Source organism: Streptococcus sp. V869 (assembly GCF_054353515.1).
Genome location: NZ_JBTHHW010000001.1, coordinates 86169 through 109843 on the forward strand (window position 1 = coordinate 86169; position 23675 = coordinate 109843).

General features: G+C 40.1%; 15 protein-coding genes. 14 read left to right on the forward strand and 1 reads right to left on the reverse strand.

What is annotated here, in order from left to right; genetic code table 11:
* Positions 1-32 precede the first annotated feature (32 nt).
* The 8 genes from msrB to ACXYSN_RS00560 all read left to right on the forward strand — a co-directional run bounded on the left by msrB (position 33) and on the right by ACXYSN_RS00560 (position 10105).
* On the forward strand, positions 33-971 hold the full coding sequence (gene msrB / locus ACXYSN_RS00525; RefSeq protein ID WP_458635789.1) for a peptide-methionine (R)-S-oxide reductase MsrB: 939 nt from the start codon (positions 33-35) through the stop codon (positions 969-971).
* 50 nt (positions 972-1021) lie between these two features.
* On the forward strand, positions 1022-2746 hold the full coding sequence (locus ACXYSN_RS00530) for an ABC transporter ATP-binding protein (protein WP_458635790.1): 1725 nt from the start codon (positions 1022-1024) through the stop codon (positions 2744-2746).
* A 1-nt stretch (position 2747) separates the two neighbouring features.
* Entirely contained in the window at positions 2748-4496 is a 1749-nt protein-coding gene (locus tag ACXYSN_RS00535) for an ABC transporter ATP-binding protein (protein WP_458635791.1), read from the forward strand.
* Between the two features lie 121 nt (positions 4497-4617).
* The gene (locus ACXYSN_RS00540) at positions 4618-5877 is read left to right on the forward strand and encodes a TRZ/ATZ family protein (RefSeq protein WP_458635792.1); all 1260 of its coding nucleotides are present in this window, start codon (positions 4618-4620) and stop codon (positions 5875-5877) included.
* 177 nt (positions 5878-6054) lie between these two features.
* Positions 6055-7150, forward strand: a protein-coding gene (gene prfB / locus ACXYSN_RS00545; RefSeq protein ID WP_142324070.1) for a peptide chain release factor 2 whose coding sequence is annotated in 2 segments (ribosomal slippage) — positions 6055-6126 and positions 6128-7150 — 1095 coding nt in all. Because the reading frame shifts where the segments join, the coding sequence is not laid out codon by codon here.
* Between the two features lie 15 nt (positions 7151-7165).
* On the forward strand, positions 7166-7858 hold the full coding sequence (gene ftsE, locus ACXYSN_RS00550) for a cell division ATP-binding protein FtsE (RefSeq protein ID WP_004251332.1): 693 nt from the start codon (positions 7166-7168) through the stop codon (positions 7856-7858).
* Positions 7851-8777 carry a permease-like cell division protein FtsX gene (gene ftsX / locus ACXYSN_RS00555; RefSeq protein ID WP_223332616.1) on the forward strand — a complete coding sequence of 309 codons (927 nt, stop codon included), beginning with the start codon at positions 7851-7853 and terminating at the stop codon, positions 8775-8777. The genes ftsE and ftsX overlap by 8 nt, the downstream gene beginning before the upstream one ends.
* 173 nt (positions 8778-8950) lie before the next feature.
* Complete coding sequence (locus ACXYSN_RS00560; protein WP_458635793.1) at positions 8951-10105, forward strand: MFS transporter; 1155 nt, start codon at positions 8951-8953, stop codon at positions 10103-10105.
* Between the two features lie 41 nt (positions 10106-10146).
* Here the strand turns inward: ACXYSN_RS00560 and ACXYSN_RS00565 are convergent, their stop codons facing one another.
* The gene (locus ACXYSN_RS00565) at positions 10147-10767 is read right to left on the reverse strand and encodes a TVP38/TMEM64 family protein (protein WP_458635794.1); all 621 of its coding nucleotides are present in this window, start codon (positions 10765-10767) and stop codon (positions 10147-10149) included.
* A 136-nt stretch (positions 10768-10903) separates the two neighbouring features.
* Here ACXYSN_RS00565 and ACXYSN_RS00570 point away from each other — a divergent pair, with 136 nt between their 5' ends.
* The 6 genes from ACXYSN_RS00570 to ACXYSN_RS00595 all read left to right on the forward strand — a co-directional run bounded on the left by ACXYSN_RS00570 (position 10904) and on the right by ACXYSN_RS00595 (position 23640).
* Positions 10904-13549, forward strand: coding sequence for a DEAD/DEAH box helicase family protein (locus tag ACXYSN_RS00570; protein WP_458635795.1), 2646 nt, complete (start codon positions 10904-10906; stop codon positions 13547-13549).
* A gap of 74 nt (positions 13550-13623) precedes the next feature.
* The gene (locus ACXYSN_RS00575; protein ID WP_458635796.1) at positions 13624-16614 is read left to right on the forward strand and encodes a type I restriction endonuclease subunit R; all 2991 of its coding nucleotides are present in this window, start codon (positions 13624-13626) and stop codon (positions 16612-16614) included.
* A gap of 51 nt (positions 16615-16665) precedes the next feature.
* Positions 16666-18909 (forward strand): exodeoxyribonuclease V subunit gamma, encoded by a 2244-nt coding sequence (locus ACXYSN_RS00580; RefSeq protein ID WP_458635797.1) that lies wholly within the window; start codon positions 16666-16668, stop codon positions 18907-18909.
* A gap of 13 nt (positions 18910-18922) precedes the next feature.
* Positions 18923-20128: a restriction endonuclease subunit S gene (locus ACXYSN_RS00585; RefSeq protein ID WP_458635798.1), complete on the forward strand. Its 1206-nt coding sequence runs from the start codon at positions 18923-18925 to the stop codon at positions 20126-20128.
* 9 nt (positions 20129-20137) lie between these two features.
* Entirely contained in the window at positions 20138-22003 is a 1866-nt protein-coding gene (locus ACXYSN_RS00590; RefSeq protein WP_458635799.1) for an AAA family ATPase, read from the forward strand.
* 35 nt (positions 22004-22038) lie between these two features.
* Entirely contained in the window at positions 22039-23640 is a 1602-nt protein-coding gene (locus tag ACXYSN_RS00595; RefSeq protein ID WP_458635800.1) for a type I restriction-modification system subunit M, read from the forward strand.
* Positions 23641-23675 lie beyond the last annotated feature (35 nt).

Genomic DNA, 23675 nt, shown 5'->3' on the forward strand with positions numbered 1-23675 from the left:
AGCGACCGACAGACGGTCAAGGAGGATTTGAAATGGCAGAAATATATCTAGCAGGCGGTTGTTTTTGGGGCTTAGAGGAATACTTTTCCCGTATTTCTGGAGTGTTGCAAACCAGTGTTGGTTATGCCAATGGTCAGGTAGAAACCACCAATTATCAACTGATCAAAGAAACAGATCATGCAGAGACTGTTCAAGTTATTTATGATGAAAAGGTAGTTTCGCTTCGTGAGATTTTACTCTATTATTTCCGAGTTATCGATCCCCTTTCTGTCAACCAACAAGGGAATGACCGTGGTCGTCAGTACCGCACAGGGATTTATTATCAAGATGAAGAGGATTTGCCAACCATTCATACGGTCGTTCGAGAACAAGAGCTTCTCATCGGTCGTAAAATAGCGGTAGAAGTGGAGAAGCTTCGTCACTATATCCTGGCTGAGGACTATCACCAAGACTACCTCAAGAAAAATCCTGGAGGCTATTGCCATATCGATGTGAGAGATGCAGAAAAACCACTGATTGATGCGGCCAACTATGAAAAACCTAGTCAGGCAGCTTTAAGAGAAAATTTGTCAGAAGAATCTTATAGAGTTACCCAAGAAGCAGCAACGGAAGCTCCATTTAGCAATGCCTACGACCAAACTTTTGAGGAAGGAATTTATGTCGATATCACTACTGGCGAGCCTCTCTTCTTTGCCAAGGATAAGTTTGCCTCAGGCTGTGGTTGGCCAAGTTTTAGCCGTCCTATTTCCAAGGAACTCATCCATTACTACCAGGATTTGAGTCACGGTATGGAGCGTATCGAAGTTCGTTCACGTTCAGGAAATGCTCACTTGGGACATGTCTTTACCGATGGACCTCAGGAACTAGGTGGTTTACGCTATTGTATCAATTCTGCCTCTTTACGATTCATTGCGAAGGATGAGATGGAAGAGGCTGGTTATGGCTATCTACTTCCATATTTGAACAAGTAAAAAAGATGGTGGTTTTTCCACCTTCTTCATTTTGGAAATAGAAGGGACATATGAAACAATTACTTTCTTACTTTAAACCCTACCTCAAGGAGTCTTTCCTAGCACCCTTGTTTAAGCTGCTAGAAGCTGTTTTTGAACTCTTGGTTCCCATGGTGATAGCTGGGATTGTTGACCAATCTATCCCTCAAAAAGATCAGGGCCATCTGTGGATGCAAATGGGACTCCTCTTTGTGTTTGCAGTTATTGGCGTCCTAGTTGCCCTAGTTGCCCAGTTTTACTCAGCCAAGGCAGCAGTCGGCTTCACCAAGGAGTTGACCAATGACCTCTATCGTCATATTCTCTCCTTGCCCAAGGATAGTAGAGACCGTTTGACGACTTCGAGTTTGGTGACGCGTTTGACTTCAGATACCTACCAGATTCAGACAGGAATCAATCAATTTTTACGCTTGTTTTTAAGAGCGCCTATTATTGTTTTTGGTGCCATTTTCATGGCTTATCGTCTCTCGCCTGAGTTGACCTTCTGGTTTTTGGTCATGGTTGCCATTTTGACCCTTGTCATTGTCGTTTTATCACGGTTGGTCAATCCTCTCTACAGTAGTTTGAGAAAGAAAACAGATCAGCTGGTTCAGGAAACGCGCCAACAACTACAAGGGATGCGAGTGATTCGTGCCTTTGGTCAAGAAAAACGAGAAATTGAGAATTTCCAACGACTCAACCAAATCTATACGGCTATCCAAATGAAAACAGGATACTGGTCTAGTCTCTTAACCCCATTGACCTATTTGATCGTCAACGGAACTTTGCTGGTGATTATCTGGAATGGTTATATTTCTATTCAGAGAGGCTGGCTCAGTCAGGGAGCCTTGATTGCCCTGATCAACTATCTCCTGCAAATCTTGGTTGAGTTAATCAAGCTAGCCATGCTGATCAATTCACTCAACCAGTCTTATATATCTGCCAAGCGGATTGAAGAAGTCTTCGCTGAAAAACCTGAAGATATTCATTCTGAGATTCAGGCAGGAAAAGTACATGGGCGTCAAGTATTACAAGTCATTCACTTGAGCTTTACCTACCCAGATGCAGCTCAGCCTTCGCTAAGGGATATTTCTTTTGATATGCAGCAAGGAGAAATTCTTGGGATCATCGGAGGAACTGGTTCTGGTAAGTCAACCTTGGTAAAGGTTTTACTTGGTTTGTACAAACTAGATAAAGGAACAGTGGGCCTCTATCAGGCTGGACATAGCCCTCGGGATCTGGTCCAGTGGCGGTCCTGGATAGCCTACGTTCCTCAAAAGGTTGAACTTTTTAAAGGAACAATTCGTTCCAATTTGACCTTGGGTATGGAAGAGTCTGTCTCTGACCAAGAACTCTGGAAGGCTTTGGAAATTGCTCAGGCCAAGGACTTTATCAGTGAAAAGGAAGATCAGCTGGATGCAGAAGTCCAAGCAGGCGGTCGTAATTTCTCAGGTGGACAAAAGCAACGTTTGTCTATAGCCCGAGCAGTCCTGCATCAAGCACCTTTTCTCATCTTGGATGATGCGACTTCAGCCCTTGATACCATCACCGAGTCCAATCTTCTAAAGGCTGTTCAGGAAAACTTGCCTGATACTAGTTTAATCTTGATTTCCCAACGGACTTCTACCTTGAAGATTGCAGACCAGATTCTTCTTTTAGAGAAGGGGCAACAATTAGCACTTGGAAATCATGAAGAATTGATGGAAACTAGTCAAGTCTATCGTGAAATCAATGCTTCCCAACATGGAAGGGAGGATTAGAATGAAAGGCAAACATGCAAGTCAAACCCTTAAACGATTAGCAAAAGATTTAGCAAGCCATCCCATCCTTCTTTTCCTGGCTTTCTTGGGAACCATTGCTCAAGTGGCCCTATCCATCTATCTGCCAATCTTGATTGGACAGGTGATTGACCAAGTCTTAGTGACAGGCTCATCTCAGGTATTCTGGCAAATTTTTCTCCAGATGATTTTGGTAGTCATCGGAAATACGCTGGTGCAATGGGCCAATCCCCTCCTCTATAATCGTCTCATCTTTTCCTATACCAGGGATTTGCGAGAAAAAATCATTGAGAAACTCCATCGTCTCCCAATCGCCCTTGTAGATAGACAAGGTAGTGGGGAAATGGTCAGCCGTGTGACGACAGATATTGAACAGTTGGCCGCAGGTCTGAATATGATTTTCAACCAATTTTTCATCGGAGTATTGATGATTTTGGTCAGCATCCTTGCCATGCTCCAAATTCATCTCTTGATGACGTTATTAGTGTTGCTCTTAACACCTCTGTCCATGGTCATTTCACGCTTTATCGCTAAGAAATCCTACCATCTCTTTCAAAAGCAGACGGAGACTAGGGGGATTCAAACCCAGCTGATTGAGGAGTCACTTAGTCAGCAAAACATTATCCAGTCTTTTAATGCTCAGGAAGAATTTATCGATAGACTTCATGAGGCTAATGACAACTACTCAGGTTATTCTCAATCGGCTATCTTTTATTCATCGACAGTCAATCCTTCCACCCGTTTTGTCAATGCTCTCATTTATGCTCTACTTGCTGGTGTTGGAGCCTTGCGAATCATGGCGGGTTCTACTTTGACGGTTGGGCGTTTAGTGACCTTTTTGAACTATGTGCAGCAGTACACCAAGCCTTTTAACGATATTTCATCAGTCTTAGCCGAATTGCAGAGTGCCTTAGCTTGTGCAGAACGTGTTTATGCTATTCTAAAAAGTCCAGAGGTTACAGAAACTGGTCTTAAAGAATTGAACAGCGACCAAGTCAAGGGAGCTATCTCCTTTAAACATGTTTCTTTTGGTTACAATCCTGAAAAGATCTTGATTAAGGATTTGTCTATTGATATTCCAGCTGGTAGTAAGGTTGCTATCGTTGGGCCAACGGGTGCTGGGAAATCTACCCTCATCAATCTCCTCATGCGTTTTTACCCGATTAACTCAGGAGATATTTTGCTAGACGGTCATTCTATTTACGACTATACTAGAGCATCTCTTCGACAACAGTTTGGGATGGTGCTCCAAGAAACTTGGCTCAAGCAGGGAACCATTCATGACAATATTGCTTTTGGCAATCCTGATGCTAGCCGAGAGCAGGTCATTGCAGCAGCCAAGGCAGCAAATGCGGATTTTTTTATCCAACAATTGCCACAGGGCTATGATACCAAGCTTGAAAATGCAGGGGAATCACTGTCAGTCGGTCAAGCCCAGCTTTTAACTATTGCCCGTGTCTTTCTAGCCATCCCTAAGATTTTGATCTTGGACGAAGCAACGTCATCCATCGATACTCGGACAGAGGTGCTGGTTCAGGATGCCTTCGCCAAACTCATGAAGGGGCGAACAAGCTTTATCATCGCCCACCGTTTGTCAACCATTCAGGATGCTGATTTGATTCTTGTCTTGGTAGATGGTGATATTGTCGAGTATGGCAATCATGAGGAGCTCATGGCGAGAAAAGGCAAATACTATCAAATGCAGCAAGCAGCGGCCTTTAGCCTAGAGTAAATGGTAAAAGGTTTTTAAAGACCATAAACAAACAAGAAAAGTTGCCTTGGGGTGACTTTTTTGTTACAATAGCTAGAAAAATTATCCAGTATGAATACTTATATAGAAAAGGAGCCTAGGGATGAAAGTCTTTCAGCATGTAAATATTGTGACTTGTGACCAAGATTTCCACGTCTATCTAGATGGGATTTTGGCTGTCAAAGAATCCCAAATCGTCTATGTCGGTCAGGAAAATCAAGAGATTCTTAAACAAGCAGATCAAATCATAGACTATCAGGGAGCCTGGATCATGCCTGGCTTGGTTAACTGCCATACCCACTCTGCCATGACAGGCTTGAGAGGGATTCGTGATGATAGCAATCTCCACGAATGGCTGGAGGACTATATCTGGCCAGCAGAAGCAGAATTCACACCAGAGATGACTACAAAGGCCGTTAAAGAGGCGCTAACAGAGATGCTCCAGTCAGGAACGACAACTTTCAATGATATGTACAATCCTAATGGAGTGGAGATAGAGAAGATTTATGAGGCAGTCAAGACATCCAAGATGCGTTGCTATTTTTCTCCAACCCTCTTTTCTTCAGATGTGGAGACGACGGCTGAAACTATAGCCAGAACTCGAACTGTTATCGAGACAATCAAAGGCTACCAAGACCCAAATTTTAAGGTTATGGTGGCCCCTCATTCGCCCTACAGTTGTAGTCGAGATTTGCTGGAGGCAAGTCTTAAGCTAGCAAAAGAAGAAAACATTCCTCTTCATATCCATGTTGCAGAAACACAGGAAGAGTCAGGCATTATCCTGAAACGCTATGGCGAACGCCCAATAGCCTTTTTAGATGAACTTGGCTATTTAGATCATCAAGCTGTCTTTGCTCACGGTGTAGAGTTAAATGAAGCAGAAATTACCCGTTTGGCAGATTCACAAGTCGCAATCGCTCACAATCCTATCAGCAACCTCAAACTAGCCTCAGGTATTGCACCAGTTGTTCAACTTCAGAAAGCAGGAGTACCAGTTGGTATTGCGACGGACTCGGTAGCTTCTAATAACAATCTCGATATGTTTGAGGAAGGACGCACAGCAGCACTTTTGCAGAAGATGAAGAGTGGCGATGCCAGCCAATTTCCAATCGAAACTGCCCTCAAGGCCCTGACCATTGAAGGAGCCAAGGTATTAGGAATGGCAGATGAGATTGGTAGTCTAGAAGTCGGCAAGCAAGCTGATTTCCTCGTCATCCAACCCCAAGGAAAAATCCATCTCCAACCTCAAGAAAACATGCTATCTCACCTAGTTTACGCCGTCAAATCCAGTGATGTTGATGACGTCTATATTGGTGGAGAACAAGTCGTGAAAGACGGACATGTGTTAACAGTCTCACTGTAAAAATAAGCATAAAATCTCTAAATCTCATGAGAAAAACCTTATGAGATTTTCTTATTTTACTAGTAATAACAAGGCTTTTACTAGGCATTCAAAACTTGTATTTAGAAATTTTCAAAAAGTAGATTAGATAAATAAGAGAACTTATGATATAATAAAAAGATACAAAAAGGAGTATTTATGGACATTTCAGAAATTCGTCAAAAAATTGACGCCAATCGTGAAAAATTAGCTTCTTTTCGGGGGTCTCTTTGACCTCGAAAGGTTAGAAGAAGATATTGCCATTTTGGAAAACAAAATGACTGAACCTGATTTTTGGAACGATAATATCGCGGCCCAAAAAACGTCGCAAGAATTAAACGAACTAAAAAACACCTATAATACATTCCACAAGATGGAAGAATTACAGGATGAAGTTGAAATCTTACTAGACTTTTTGGCAGAGGATGAATCTGTCCGTGAAGAGTTAATCGAGCAGCTGGGGACTTTGGACCAAATGATGACCAGCTACGAGATGACCCTTCTTTTGTCTGAGCCTTATGACCATAATAATGCTATCCTTGAGATTCACCCAGGATCTGGAGGAACAGAGGCTCAGGATTGGGGCGATATGCTCCTTCGGATGTATACTCGCTATGGAAATGCCAAGGGATTCAAGGTTGAGATTTTGGATTACCAAGCAGGTGATGAAGCGGGAATCAAGTCAGTGACCCTATCATTCGAAGGGCCAAATGCTTATGGTCTCCTCAAGTCAGAGATGGGAGTTCACCGTTTGGTGCGTATCTCACCATTTGACTCAGCCAAACGTCGCCACACCTCTTTTACTTCTGTAGAAGTCATGCCAGAATTGGATGATACCATCGAAGTAGATATCCGAGAAGATGATATCAAGATGGATACTTTCCGTTCAGGTGGAGCTGGTGGACAGAACGTCAACAAGGTTTCGACCGGTGTACGTTTGACTCATATTCCGACAGGAATTGTCGTAGCATCGACTGTTGACCGTACTCAGTACGGAAACCGAGATCGTGCTATGAAGATGCTTCAAGCTAAACTCTACCAAATGGAGCAAGAAAAGAAAGCTGCTGAGGTAGACTCACTTAAGGGAGAGAAAAAAGAAATTACATGGGGAAGCCAAATCCGCTCCTATGTATTTACCCCTTATACTATGGTCAAAGACCATCGTACTAGCTTTGAAGTTGCGCAAGTAGATAAGGTAATGGATGGAGACCTAGACGGTTTCATCGATGCCTATCTAAAATGGCGTATTAGTTAATAGAAAGGAAGTCACATGTCAATCATTGAAATGAGAGATGTTGTCAAAAAATACGACAACGGGACAACAGCCCTACGTGGCATCACTGTAAATATCGATGCAGGAGAATTTGCCTACATCGTAGGACCTTCAGGTGCTGGTAAATCAACTTTTATCCGTGCCTTGTATCGTGAGGTCAAAATCGACAAAGGAAGCTTGCAAGTTGCAGGTTATAACCTCGTTAAGATTAAAAAGAAAGATATTCCGTTCTTGCGTAGAAACGTTGGAGTAGTCTTTCAGGATTACAAACTTTTGCCAAAGAAAACCGTTTATGAGAACATTGCATACGCAATGGAGGTTGTCGGTGAAAGTCGTCGCAACATCAAAAAACGTGTTATGGAAGTCTTGGACCTTGTTGGTTTGAAGCACAAGGTTCGTTCATTCCCGAATGAACTTTCAGGTGGTGAGCAACAACGTATCGCCATTGCGCGTGCTATCGTAAACAATCCTAAGGTTTTGATTGCCGACGAACCAACAGGAAACTTGGACCCAGATAACTCATGGGAAATCATGAACCTCTTGGAACGTATCAATCTTCAAGGGACAACTGTTTTGATGGCGACCCACAACAGCCAAATCGTAAATACCTTGCGCCACCGCGTTATTGCCATCGAGAATGGTCGCGTGGTACGTGATGAAGCGAAAGGAGAGTACGGATACGATGATTAGTAGATTTTTCCGCCATCTGTTCGAAGCTTTAAAGAGTTTAAAGCGTAATGGATGGATGACCATTGCTGCTATCAGTTCAGTAATGATTACCTTGACCTTGGTTGCTATCTTTGCTTCAGTGATCTTCAATACTGCGAAATTAGCAACTGATATTGAAAACAACGTCCGCGTCATGGTTTATGTTCGTAAAGACGTTGAAGACAACAGTGAAACCATTGTAAAAGAAGGCCAAACAGTCACGAACAATGACTACCACAAGGTCTATAACGCCCTTAAAGCTTTGCCAGCTGTAAAAAATGTAACCTTCTCAAGTAAAGAAGAGCAGTACCAAAAGCTGACTGAAACTATGGGTGACGAGTGGAAGGTATTTGAAGGAGATGCAAACCCTCTTCATGATGCCTACATCGTAGATACCAATTCACCAAGTGATGTAAAACCTGTAGCTGAAGAAGCTAAGAAAATTGAAGGTGTCTCTGAAGTCCAAGACGGTGGTGCCAATACCGAACGTCTCTTCAAGTTGGCTTCCTTCATCCGTGTATGGGGATTGGTGATCGCAGGACTCTTGATCTTCATCGCAGTCTTCTTGATTTCAAATACCATCCGTATTACTATTATTTCACGTAGCCGTGAAATCCAAATCATGCGTTTGGTCGGTGCCAAGAACGGTTACATCCGTGGCCCATTCTTGCTAGAAGGTGCCTTTATCGGATTGTTGGGAGCAGCTCTTCCATCAGCATTGGTTTACTTTATCTATAACCGAGTGTTCCAATCTGTCAACCCATCCTTGGTTGGTCAAAACCTATCTTTGATTACACCGAATACCTTTATTCCATTGATGATCGGTCTCTTGTTCCTCATCGGAATCTGTATCGGTTCACTTGGTTCAGGAATCTCAATGCGTCGATTCTTGAAAATCTAAGTCACATAACTGGATAAAACACATAAAAAAGTGGGATGTCATCAAGACTTCACAGATCTTGATGCCCCGCTTTTTCTTTTGGTCTTGGTGCTCAGTCGCTTGCCAATTTTGGCTAAAGAGTGTATGATAGGAAAGGACCTTTTTTACTAAAATGAATCATGAATGAGGAAAAAATGAAACAATTTTTGGAAAAAGTGAGTATACTCTCCTTATCGTTAGTATTAATCACATCGTTTTCAATCTCGAGCGCCCTGCCAGCTATGTTTGACTATTATCAGGGCTATTCGACCGGTCAGGTTGAGCTCTTGGTTAGTCTCCCATCCTTTGGGATTATGGCTATGCTTTTATTAAATGGAGTTCTGGAGCGTATGTTTCCGGAACGTCTTCAGTTAACTCTGGGGCTCTTGATTTTAACCATCAGTGGAACGGCACCTTTCTGGTATCAGGGTTATTACTTTGTCTTTGCTACACGCTTGCTATTTGGACTTGGAGTTGGGATGCTCAATGCCAAGGCTATCTCGATCATTAGTGAACGTTACCACGGCAAAACTCGTATCCAGATGCTTGGTTTTCGTGGGTCAGCTGAGGTAGTAGGAGCCTCTATCTTGACTTTGGCAGTCGGTCAGCTCTTGGCCTTTGGCTGGACCGCAACCTTCTTAGCTTATGCAGCTGGTCTAGTGGTTCTGGTACTCTTCCTTCTCTTTGTGCCTTATGGCAAAGCAGAAGTTCATGAGTCCAAGCATCAGACAGAAGAAGCAGTAAGATTGACTCGCTCTATGAAACAGTTGATTTTCTTTCTCGCCATTGCAGCCGCAGTGATTGTATGTACCAATACGGCCATCACCTTCCGTATCCCTAGTCTTATGATTGAGGCAGGGTTTGGAGATGCTCAGTTGTCGAGTTTGGTACTTAGTGCCATGCAGTTGATTGGGATTCTAGCTGGAATCAGCTTTTCTTTCCTGATTTCTGCCTTCAAGGAAAAACTTTTATTGGTCGCTGGTGTCACCTTCGGTATTGGGCAAATCATCATTGCTCTCTCCCCTTCACTCTGGGTTGTCGTTGCAGGTTCTGTTTTAGGAGGATTTGCCTACAGTATTGCTCTGACGACAGTCTTTCAGTTGATATCCGAGCGAATCCCAGCAAAACTCCTCAATAAAGCAACTTCATTTGCTGTATTGGGATGTTCTTCTGGAGCGTCATTAACACCTTTCGTTCTTTCAGGGATTGGCTTGGTGACTACGAATGGTCGAATGACCTTTATCATTCTAGGAGCATGGATGATTGCCACATCGGTCATTATTTCCCTTTTATTGAAAAAAGAAACCTAACAAAGAAAAACTCAAGGATTCATCCTTGAGTTTTTTGTCTATTAGCCAACCATTTGCCAAAAGTAATCAATGATATAAGTCAAACCATAAGTATAAACAACCAGAGTAAAGGGCTTGGTCAGAATGATAATGGTCATATAACGCTTGAAGCTCATCTTGGTCAGAGCTGCCAACATACAGAGAAAGTCAGCCGGACTAACAGGCCAAATCATCATAAAGATAAAGAAACGATCAAAGCGATTGCCCTTGTCTAACCAACCGATATACTTATCATAGGTTCGTTTGCTGACGACTGACTGGACAAAGGGCGCTCCGTAGAGACGCACCAGGTAAAAGATAATCGCACAACCAATGACAATACCAATGTAGTTATAAATAGTCCCCACGATATGCCCGTAGATAAAGACACCTGCAACAGAGGTCAGAGCACCTGGGATGATAGGAACAACCGTCTGCAAAATCTGCAAAAAGATAAAGAGTGGTGGTCCCCAGATACCGGCCTGTTGGATAAAGGCAGATAGGGTTTCCTTGGAGTGCAAAATTCCAGCCTGATAGGCCCAGATACAGAATATTAAAGTACCAACTCCACCGACGATGGAGGAAATATGAATGGCTTGCTGTAGAAGGGGAGAAACAGCTTTCAGTTCTTTATCGTGTGACATGGAAACTCCTCTTGTTTAGTATGATTCTACTATATCATATTTTAGGGAGAAAGACTAGATGGGATACTTTGTGTGACTTTGCTTCAAGTATGGTAAAATGGGAATAAGAAAATGATAGCTTAGAATGAGGAAAATCATGTTAGGATTGAAGTTTAATGGCACTTGGCGCAACTATCAAAAACAAGTCTTGGATAACTTTAAAGAATACCAAGCAGATGGCCATGTCCACTTGGTGGCAGCGCCAGGGTCTGGTAAAACAACCATTGGGATTGAGTTGATTGCCCGCTTTGATAAGCCAGCTCTGGTTTTGGTGCCGACGGTGACTATCCGGGAACAATGGGTGGATAGGATTCGTCATGCCTTTTTAGAGGATGAGGACCGGGTCACAAGTCTCGTTTCTCAAAATCTCAAGGACATGAAGCAAATCACCATCGCCACCTATCAAGCCTTTCATAGCGCTATGCAACAGGTGCAATCTCAAGAAGATAATGGCGAAGTTGAGGATTTTGTCGGCTTTGACCTGCTTGCTAGACTCAAGGAAAAAGGCGTTGAAACCCTCTGTCTGGACGAATGCCATCACTTGCGAAATGAATGGTGGAAAAGCCTAGAAGACTTCCGTAAAAACTACCAGCAATTGCAAGTCATCTCTCTCACAGCGACACCGCCTTATGACAGTGAACCAGAACTCTGGGATCGCTATCTCCAGATGTGTGGTGAGATTGACCAAGAAATTACAGTGCCAGAACTGGTCAAGGAAGATACTCTATGCCCTCATCAGGACTTTGTCTATATCTGTTTTCCGACTAAGGAAGAAAACAAACGCTTGGAAGAGTTTGAAGACACCAAGTGGCAGTATGTCAGCCAACTAGTCGTTGATCCTGACTTCCAAGACTTGATTCGAAGTTCCAAGGTCCTCAAAGGGGAAATTTCTGCGGATATGCTCCTTGAGGATCCCAAGTATCTCTCAGCGCTCCTCATTTATCTACAGGCTCAAAAACAGGAAATTCCCAAGCATCTACGAGACTTACTAGGTGCTGAAGGCTTGCCTGCTCTTAATTACTACTGGCTAGAAGTTCTCTTGCAAGGCCTTCTCTATCAGACTCCTGACTGGTATGAGGATCCGCAGGAGACAAAGAAAAAAATAGAAGCAGAACTGAAATCAAGAGGGCTGATTGAAAAACGTCAGGTTTACTTGGTCAAATCCAAGGCCAATGACCAAATCCTCAACCAATCTCTAGGAAAACTGGCTGGCATCGCATCTATTTTTGAAACTGAATATGCTAGTCTAGGCAAGGACTTGAGACAGTTGGTCTTGGCGGACTATATCCGTCAGGATTTTGCCAGTTATCTGGGAGATGACCAAGCACCAATCACGCAATTAGGCGTCCTCCCTTACTTTGAAACCATTCGCAGAAGTGCACAAAAGGAAGGCCTGTCTGTCCCTATAGCAGTCCTTTCTGGTAGTATCGTGATCATACCTGCCAGTGTCAAGGCAGAACTTCAAGCACTCATTCCAAACACTAGCTTAAGCTTCTCTGCCATCGGTAAACTCGATCAAGGAGCTTATCTTCAGGTAGGCTTTCCATCCAGCTTTAAGGGGATGGTCGCAACAGTGACCGAGCTCTTCCAACGTGGTTCTATCCAGGTCTTGGTCGGAACCAAGTCTCTCTTGGGAGAAGGATGGGATGCACCTTGTGTAAACTCTCTCATCCTCGGAAGTTTTGTCGGAAGCTTTATGCTTAGTAATCAGATGCGGGGCCGTGCCATCCGTATCTGGCCAGGACATCCAGATAAGACCAGCAACATCTGGCACCTAGTAGCCATCAAACCATACAAAAATCCAGCTTTTTCAAATGAAAATCAAGAAGAACAAGACCTCAATCCTTATCAAGACCTGCAGACTCTTGCTCGTCGTATGGACCATTTCCTTGGCTTGTCCTATAAGGAAGATACCATTGAAACAGGTCTGGATCGCTTAAACTTTCCTGAGTTCCCATTTAAGAAAAAGAAGCTCGAAGACTATAACGAGAAGATCATGGAACTATCCAAGGATCGTGCCTCCCTACGTAAAAAATGGCAGGAATCTCTCATTGTTGCTGACAAGATTGAGATTGTCAATGAAGTGGCGACCGACAGCAAACGAATCCCTCTGCTTGCCCTAGCGGATGCTGAAAGGTGGCTTCGCTATGCCCTGATGGTATTTGCCATTAGTCTCCTAGCCTATGTCGTAAGACTAACCTTCTTTGCCTTGCCATGGTTGACAGCTCTTTGTGTCCTCTTCCTAGCCATTACAGCCTTTCGATACTACAACTACAAGAGTCCTTATAAACGGCTGCGTCAGATCGGTGAAGCCATTCGTAAGGTCATGGTGACTGCAGGGCATTTGTCTGATGACCAGTCGCGCGTGCAGGTCGATGAGGACAAGGACAGCTTTAACGTCTTTGCCTATTTAAAAGGTGGAAGTATGCGAGACAAGGAACTCTTTTCCAAGGTCTTAGGAGAATTCTTTGCGCCAGTGGACAATCAACGCTACCTCTTAGTCGCTCAAAAAGCTCCAGCAGGTCAGTCCAAGTATTTCGTTGTGCCTAGCCTCTTTGAAAAACGCAAGGAAGATGCCCAGCTCTTCCAAAATGCCATCGCACCACACATTGGCAACTACCAACTCGTCTACACCCGCAACGAAGCAGGCCGAAAAATCCTACTCGAAGCCAGACTCAAATCCCTAGCCAACAAAAACGACCGCATCATCACCAAGAAAAAGGTCAAAAGTGCTTTGAAATAGAAGGAAGTGAGCGTTTTCTGTCTGGAATATGATATAATAATAGCAAGAATTTTGTCCCTGAAGGAGAAATATAGATGCAGGTAAAACCAGAACTGGAAATAGAAAAACAACTGATAAATCAGCTGGTAACTGGTGAAAGCCAATGGACTTATAGAGAAGACCTAAAAACAGAAGAACAACTATGGGACAATTTCTTTGAGAAACTAGCCCAAAACAACGTTGCTCTGCTGGCAGACCATCCATTGACTGAGCAGGAAAAACGCCAGATTCAGAATCAACTCAACTTTGTCAGCTACTATGATGCTGCCAAGTGGTTGGTCGGCGAAAATGGCATTGCAAAAGTCGAGGTTCAAAGAGAAGATGCAAGTCTAGGTACCATCCGTTTGTCAGTCATCTGGCGTGATAATATCGCAGCAGGAAAGTCTAGCTATGAAGTTGTCAATCAAGTCCAACGAGAAAAAGTAAATCCTCTGGACCAAGACCGTAGACTGGATGTTACCCTCCTCATCAATGGCTTACCTATGATTCAAATCGAGCTCAAGAGCTCTCAAGCAGCATTTATCGATGCTTTTCACCAAATTAAAAAATATGACCGTGAAGGGAAATTCCGTGGTATTTACTCTAGCTTGCAGATGTTTGTTGTGACCAACAAGGTCGATACTCGCTATATCGCTGCAGCTCGTGAAAATAAACTCAACAAACAATTTCTAACCAAGTGGGTGGATAAGGACAATCATCCTGTGACAAACCTGACTAGCTTTGCCCACGAAGTCCTTTCTATCCCTCGTGCGCACCAGATGGTCATGCAGTATTCGGTCATTGATGATAGCAAGAAATCTCTCATCCTCTTGCGCCCCTACCAGATCCATGCTATCGAAGCGGTGCAGGAAGCCTCTCGCCAACAAGCATCAGGCTATGTCTGGCATACAACAGGTTCAGGGAAAACCTTGACTTCTTATAAGGTAGCGAGGAATCTCCTTCAGATTCCATCTATCCAAAAGACGATTTTTGTCGTTGACCGTAGGGATTTGGACCAACAGACCACATCATCCTTCCTCTCCTATGCGACCAATGATGTCATTGATATCGATGAGACGGACAATACACATGATTTGGTCAAGCGTTTAGGAAGTAATGATAAGCGTGTCGTGGTGACAACCATCCAGAAAATCACTACCATGATGCGCAAGTTTGACCAAGGTCTTTACCAACGAGATGCGGACAAAATCAAGGGACTCCGAGTGGCCTTTGTCGTAGATGAATGCCACCGTGCCGTTACTCCACAAACACAAAAAGACATTAAAGCCTTTTTCCCTCAGTCCCTCTGGTATGGTTTTACAGGAACGCCAATCTTTAAGGAAAATAAACGCCAACAAGTCGGTGACTTAGCTCAAACCACCCAGCAACAGTATGGAGACCGTCTCCATGAGTATACGGTCAAGGAAGCCATCCATGACGGAGCTGTCTTAGGCTTTAAGGTGGATTATCGCAATACCCTCATCACAGACAAGACTGAAAACGACATACCAGATACCATCTACGAAAATGAAGAGCACATGCTGGAAGTCTTAGATGCTATTATCAATAAATCACGCCAACAACTAGGCTTCCAAAAAGGAGTGGGCAATACCTACAATGCCATCCTGACGGTCAAGTCTATCCCTCAAGCCCAAGCCTACTATGACCTTCTCAAAAGAGTCAAGTCTGGTCAGACACGGGTCAAGGTATCTGAGAGAGTCAAGATGGTTCTTCCAGACTTTCCAAAGGCGACCATCACCTACTCTGTCACTGAAAATGAAGAAGACTCAAGAGCCAACCAAGACCACATGAAACAGGTCTTAGAGGACTATAACCAAGAGTTTGATACTCACTTTACCATGGCAGACCTCCGTGGCTTTAATACAGATGTCAATAACCGCCTTGCCCGTAAGCAAGACAAGTATCTCTATCGCAATGAGCAATTGGACTTGGTTATCGTGGTCAATCGTCTCTTAACAGGATTTGATGCACCTTGTCTATCGACCCTCTTTATCGACCGCAAGCCCATGCAACCGCAGGACTTGATTCAGGCCTTTAGTCGAACCAATCGTATCTTTGATTCTAGTAAGACTTTTGGTCATATCATCACTTTCCAAAAGCCTATAGCCTTTAAGGAAGCAGTGGATAATGCCCTCAAACTCTACTCAAATGGTGGTGAAAATGATGTCCTAGCACCTAGCTGGGAAGAAGAAAAGAGAAACTTTTTGAGAAGTTGTAGCGACTTCCAAAATCTTGTGACGGATGACCCCGAAGAAGGACTCCAAATCGAACAAATCTCTACACCTGAATTGAGAAAACTAGCCAAGGCTTATCAATCCTTTGATAAATACTTGGCTTCTATCCGAGTTTATAAAGAGTATGACGAGGAAGAAATCTATGCAGAGACTGGACTAAGCGCAGAAGAATTGGAAACCTATCTAGGCTTCTATCAAAATATCCTTGCCGAACTTAAAAGTCGTTCAGAAGATGGTGATGAGGATGGGGAGCCACTGGATATCCACTACGAACTGGAGTCTATCCAAGTCGATGAGATTAACTATGCCTATATACTGACCTTGATCCAAAGCCTGATCGAGCAAGAGCAAAGTCAGGAAAAGAGTCTCAGTGCACAGGACAGAGAAGCAGTGGATACCTATATCCAAAGTCTGGAGAAGACCAATCCAAACCTTGCACAGATCATCTCAGAGCTTTGGCAAGAAGTACAGGCAAATCCTGACCGCTACAGAGGGCAATCCATCGCCAATATTCTTGACCAAATGATTGAAGCAGTCATCCAGCAGCATATCCAAGACTTTAGTAAGAACTGGTATGTAGGTGAAGATGAACTCCGCTACTATATCAATCACTACCGCAAGGGAGCAAAAAAACAACTAGGAGAAAGTCAACTGACCAAGAGTCAGCGCTACAAGGACTATAAAGTTGAGGTGACAGATGCCCTCAACCCACTCCTCTATAAAAAACAAATCAAAGAAGCCTATACCCAACTGATTGAAGAGGTGATTGAGCCGTTGAGGGTTGGGAGGTAGTCATTCGAATTTTATAAACATGAATACAATATTTGAAATGAAGGATTATCCATGAAAAAAAATTATATTGAACATGAAGTAAAAGTAAAACTCATGGATTCAATACTTAATAATGACAGAGATTACCAATGGTTTCTAGATTATCTTGAAAATAATTTTGATAACGATGATATTGATTCATGGGAAGACTTTGAGAACAGGTATGTGTCTTTTTCAAAAATAATTGATTATTTCTCTAAAATCCAAAAGATTGAAAATGAAGAAATGAAAACGGATATTGTTCTGTTAAAAGATATTATTTTGATTTCTAGATTCAAATTAGATTTAATTACATGGTCACAATTATCTATTAAAGTCCAGTCAAATTTTGGGAAAATATTAGCAGTAGCACTATATATCACTAAATTAATGAGTTTAAAAAATCAATTAAATGATGAAATTAATTTTGGGATTTTTTCTATTAAGAATTTTTGGCAAGCATATAATTTAGATGAAGTTATTGAGCGTAAAGAATTGATTTACGATTATTTAGAAAGTATTTCAATAAAAAACTTTGATAGAGAAAAAGAAATTATTTCTTCTAATTTGAATCATGAGGATACAACTTGCTCAATGCAATTTCTTGCTGTACTAAAATCATTAGCTTTTAATACAACTACATTTTCTTACAATTATAAAAAATATGAATACAATGTGATAACATGGCAAGAGAGAGTTGTATTAGGATTTGTAACTCGTCCACTTGATGTCTTATTAAAAGATGAGGATTTTAATTCACGTTTTTCAGTTGAAGAATTACAAACATTAATCGATTATTTCCATGGTGATGGAGTAGTACGATATATAATTGAGACTATAATTTATGAAAAATTCAATATCTTGCCTTCATCTATGGTAGTTGAAAACCATATACAATTACTGCTCTTCAATAGTTCTATGAAGTCTGATTTTGAACTTTTAAATTCAAGTTCAGTATTATTTTTATCAAAACTTTTTAAAGAAAAAGATTTAAAAAAAATAAGTATCAGTAATTATTTGCGTTATAAATTCATGCAAGCTATTCAAAATGTTGAAGAACCAAAAAAAATAGAGAAATTAAAAGCTCTAGGTTTTCCAACTAGCAAGAAACAAAATGAAATATTAAAAAGTTATTCACGTGATCTTTATAAATCAATTTCTAATGTCCAAAATAATGCTGATTTAATTCGATATTTTGATAGTGTATCACTTGTTGTGTATTTAGATAATGAGTATTTCTTTCAAATATGCCAAAAGTTTCGGGAAGTCGTAATTGAGAAAGAAGAAACGCAATCACTAGAAACGGCCAATATGTTTCTAATGTATATGAAATTTTTATACTTTCTAAGTGATAATCGTGGTGAACATTTAAATAAAAATTTGTTAATAAATGAAATTATTTCTATTCAAAATTTGTGGGAAAATACTTATTATGAACAAGAACTTAACAATATGCAAGAATTTACTTATAAACAGGAAATTTCGAATACGGAGATTGATAAATTTAATTATTTCTTAATAAAACATCCATTTTCTATAGCGAATCAATGTATATTAGTTACAGAAGAAAAGACTATCCAAATTATGGAATTAGCTTCTGAAAATGCATTGATATATTTTATGAATAGAATAATAATTGACCCAATATTTCCTAAAAATAGTCCCGATATAGTATTGGATAGACATGATGTTGACCAATTACTAGAGAAACACGTAAAATCAATTATTGATAATAAGAGTTATAAGTTTCGTAATATTTTAAAACCAAATAAATATATGCTTGCTTTACATGAAAATTATATCCGAAACGTGACTTTTTTAACTACTATTTTTAATAGAACAGAGGAACTATATCTTTATTTAAATAGTTGTAGCAGATTTAATTTTATTGAATTTGATAAAGAGATTAAAATTGCACATATTACTCAATTATTTCCGTTACTGGAAGAAAAAATTAGAGAACTTGCGAGACTGTCTGGTTATAATCCTTTTAAGATGCAAAAGAAGGAGTTTATGAATTACAGAGATCCAAGTTCAATTCTCAGAGAAATAATTACTGAAGTTTTTAATCTTACAGATAGCTTTGAGAATATTCCTGATTTGTTATTTGTCTATCATTTTATGTATAATAGTAATTCACTCAATATTCGAAATGAGTGTATACATGGTAGAGATTTTTTAAGTGGTGAAAGATTGATTCTAGCATTTAAAGTTACAATGTTATCCATCCAGATGATTGAGAATAGAATTAAATTAATTAAAGAAAATTCAAGATAAATGAGAATAATTTATGATAAAAGTAAATAAACCTAAAATAAGATTCAATGAATTTGAAAATATTTGGACTAAATCTAAATTAGGAGAATTATACGAAATTTATTCCGGGAACACTCCGTCACGATCTGATAGTAGGAATTATCAAAATGGAGAAATTCCATGGATAAAAACAACAGATTTAAATAATTCTATAATATGTTCTAATGAAGAAAAGATCTCAGTATATGGAGCAACAAAATTAAAAGTTTTACCTGAAAAGTCTGTATTGATAGCAATGTACGGTGGATTTAATCAAATTGGAAGAACAGGGTTACTAGCTTATCCTGCTACGATTAATCAAGCCCTAGCAGCTTTGATGCCGGTCAATGAGATTAATCCAAATTTTCTACTAAATTTTTTAAATTTTAAAAAGGAAAGCTGGAGAAATGTCGCTGCGAGTAGTAGAAAAGATCCCAACATTACAAAAAATGATGTAGAAAAATTTAAAATATCTTTTCCATCTCTAGACGAACAATCCGCCATCGGTTCCCTCTTCCGCACCCTCGACGACCTTCTGGCTAGCTACAAGGACAATCTCACCAACTACCAATCTCTCAAGGCGACCATGCTCTCTAAGATGTTTCCTAAAGCTGGACAGACCGTTCCTGAGATTCGTTTGGATGGATTTGAAGGTGAGTGGAAAAAAGAAACTTTAGAACCTTATCTTACTGAAAGTAGAATTTCAGGAGAAACAGGCCTAACTGCAAAAAAAATAACTGTTAAACTTTGGGGAAAGGGAGTTATAGAAAAGGAAGAGAAATATGCTGGTAGCTCGAATACACAATACTTTATTCGAAAAGCTGGACAGTTTATATACAGCAAACTAGATTTTCAAAATCAAGCATTTGGAATTATTCCGAATGAACTTGATGGGTATCAGTCAACATTGGATTTACCAACTTTTGATATTCAAAACATTGATCCTAAATTTTTACTTGAATATGTAATGAGAAGAGAATTTTACGAATATCAAGGCTTAATTGCAAATGGTTCCCGAAAAGCAAAGCGTATTCATCCAGAGGATTTTTTAGTTATGCCAGTTAGAATTCCATCCCTTGAAGAACAACAAGCCATGGGTTCCTATTTCTCTAACATCGATAACTTTATCAATGCTTACCAAGAAAAAATTTCTCAGCTAGAAACTTTGAAAAAGAAACTCTTGCAGGATATGTTTATTTGAGGAGGAATTATGTATAGTTCTAAAATAGATTTAATTGCAAAATTAGAATCTGAAAAGGAAAGGTTTCAAGATAACTTAAGTCAGGTAGCTGATTATGAAAAAGATTTATATAATCGAGTAGATGATTATCTATTTGAACTTATTTCTTTTATAAATAAAGAGCTAGATGAAGAAGTTTTGTCTAATGATGTAACGGTAAGGTATAAAACATTACGTGATAATTTGTTAGAAAGTATCTACAATTGTTATGGTGGTGATATTCGTTCGTATGATTCTTTATTTCCTCAAATTATATATAATTTTGAAGTAATTAAACTTTTCTCTTTCATTGCTAAAATAGATTCTACTACTGTTATTATAGGGGCTAATGGAGCAGGGAAAACAAGTCTTATTAATGAATTAAGAAAGAATAATAGTAAGATTAATAGTAATGAAATGTATGTTTTACCAGCACAGAAATTATTATATTTTGTTTCAAATATCCATGATCGAAATGAAATTACTATAGATAGATATATTCAAGATTTAAAAGAAGTCGATCTTAAATATAACACAATTGCTTTACAACCATTCCAAATTGAAAAGGATTTTTCAAATACGTTTACTAAATTAATAACATTGTTGGTAAAAGACTACTCAGACATAGTTACTCGTAGGTCAAGAAAAGAAAAAAATTTACCTCTAACTTTATGGGACAGAGTGGAGCAAATATGGAATCAAATTTTCCCAGAAATAACATTTTATCCTGAACCTGATGATAGAGTTTTAGAAGTTGTAAGAAATGGAGATAAATATAGTATAAATGGCCTTAGCGATGGGGAACGCTGTGTATTATTTTATATTGGTAATGTCCTTCTAGCTCCAGAAAATAGTTATATTATCGTTGACGAACCAGAAACATTCCTTAATGCTGCTGTCTATAATGAATTATGGGATTTGCTCATATCAGAGCGACCTGATTGTCAATTTATTTTTGCTTCACATAACATGGACTTTGTTCAATCTAGAACAAATGCAACCTATATATGGTGTAAGAATTTTGAAGCACCTTATGATTTGGATTATCAGGTGTTGGAAGAATCACAAGAAATACCATTACCATTATTAAATGAAGTATCTGGTGCAAAAAAGCCAATTTTATTTTGCGAAGGAACTAAAAATAGTCTGGACTATCAAATATATTCCAAATTATTCAGTGAATTTTGTTTTGTCAAACCAGTTCAAGGGCATAAACAAGTTATTCAATACACAAAAGCTTACAATAAATTAAAGGAATCATATGGTAATGAAGCTTACGGCATTATTGATTATGACTGGATGGATGAGGCAAGAATTCAAAATTATAAAAAGAAAAATATTTTTGTGCTCCCTTTTAATGAGATAGAGATGTTTTTGATAGATGAAGAAATAGTGAATTATGTTCTATCTGATGATGAGGAGGATAAAAAACAAAAAATTAAAAAACTTCGAGACACTGTTATTGGTATGTGTATAACAAATAAAGATAAAATAATACGTATCGCTTTGAAAAAGAAACTTGATGAATTTATGGAAGGTAATTTGATAAAGAATAATGAACCAACCGAGGATGAAGCTCAAACATTTTTAGATAGTTTATCAAAAGAATTCGATTTAACTTTAAAACTAGGAAATATAACCAAAATTGTTGAAGATAGCATAGCTTCTTCGGATTTTTCGACGATTTTAAAGATTTGTAATTTGAAAAATGAAATAATTGCATCCAAAGAAATTAAAGAAATAGTTTCTAACTTAAAAGAAAAAGCTTTAAGTAGTATTGCAATGAATAATGATTTACAGATTACATTACGTCATAAATATTTTGAAGAATTAGAAATGAAACTATTGAATAGATAGTTAGATTTTTGAATTAATAAAAAGAAAGAAACATTATGGAAACAACACAAACTTCCCAGTCGCTCTATCAGGCCCTGTGGAACTCAGCGGATGTTCTCCGCTCTAAGATGGATGCCAACGACTACAAGTCCTATCTTTTGGGCATGGTCTTTTACAAGTATCTATCTGATAAGATGCTCTTTTTCGTGGCGGAGACCATGGAGGAGGGGACGGATAGTCTTGAGGATGCCCTTGAGGTTTATCGCAATTACTACGAGGATGCAAATACCCATGAGGATCTGGTCTCTGTCATGAACGACGAGCTCAATTATATCATCAAGCCAGACCTGACCTTTACGGCTCTGGTAGCACGTGTCAATGAGGGAACTTTCCAGCTGGAAGATCTAGCTCAAGGTTTTCGTGATATCGAGCAGAGTGATGACCTCTATGAAAATCTCTTTGAAGATATCGACCTCTACTCTAAAAAGCTAGGGGCAACTCCTCAAAAGCAAAACCAAACGGTAGCAGCAGTCATGAAAGAGTTGGCTGTGCTAGATGTGGCTGGTCATGCGGGTGATATGCTGGGGGATGCCTATGAGTATCTGATCGGTCAGTTTGCGACTGACTCGGGTAAGAAAGCTGGTGAGTTCTATACGCCTCAGCCTGTTGCCAAACTCATGACTCAGATTGCCTTTTTGGGTCGTGAAGACCAGGAAGGTTTTACCATCTATGATGCAACTATGGGGTCAGGCTCTCTCTTGCTCAATGCCAAGAAATATTCTCATAAACCGCAGACAGTCGTCTACTTTGGTCAGGAGCTCAATACTTCGACCTATAACCTAGCTCGGATGAACATGATCCTACACGGCGTTCCTGTTGAGAATCAATTCCTCCACAATGCTGATACACTGGATGAAGATTGGCCAACTCAAGAACCGACCAACTTTGACGGTGTTCTCATGAACCCGCCATACTCTGCCAAGTGGTCTGCAAGCTCTGGCTTTATGGCTGACCCTCGTTTCTCTCCTTTTGGGAAACTGGCGCCCCAGTCCAAGGCTGACTTTGCCTTCCTCTTGCATGGATATTACCACCTCAAGCAGGATAATGGGGTTATGGCTATCGTCCTTCCTCACGGTGTTCTTTTCCGTGGAAATGCGGAAGGGACCATTCGCAAGGCCTTGTTAGAAGAAGGAGCTATTGATACGGTTATCGGTCTACCAGCTAATATCTTCTTTAATACCAGCATTCCGACCACGGTCATCATTCTCAAAAAGAATCGAACCAATCGTGATGTCTACTTTATCGATGCTTCTAAGGAGTTTGATAAAGGCAAAAACCAGAATATCATGACGGATGCCCATATCGAGAAGATTCTGGAAGCCTACAAGTCTCGTGAGGAGATGGATAAGTTTGCCCATCTAGCAAGCTATGAAGAAATTGTCGAAAATGACTATAACCTTAATATCCCTCGCTACGTGGATACCTTTGAGGAAGAAGAAGTAGAGCCGCTGACAGACATCGTCAGCAAGATTAACAAGACAAATGAAGAAATCCAAAGCCAAACAACTTCTCTACTTGAAATGATGAATCAACTCCACGGCACCACACCAGAAGCCGATGCCGAACTAAAAGAGTTTTTGAAAAACTTTAAAGGGTGATGGGGGAGTTAAACACGATAATTAAATTAAATATT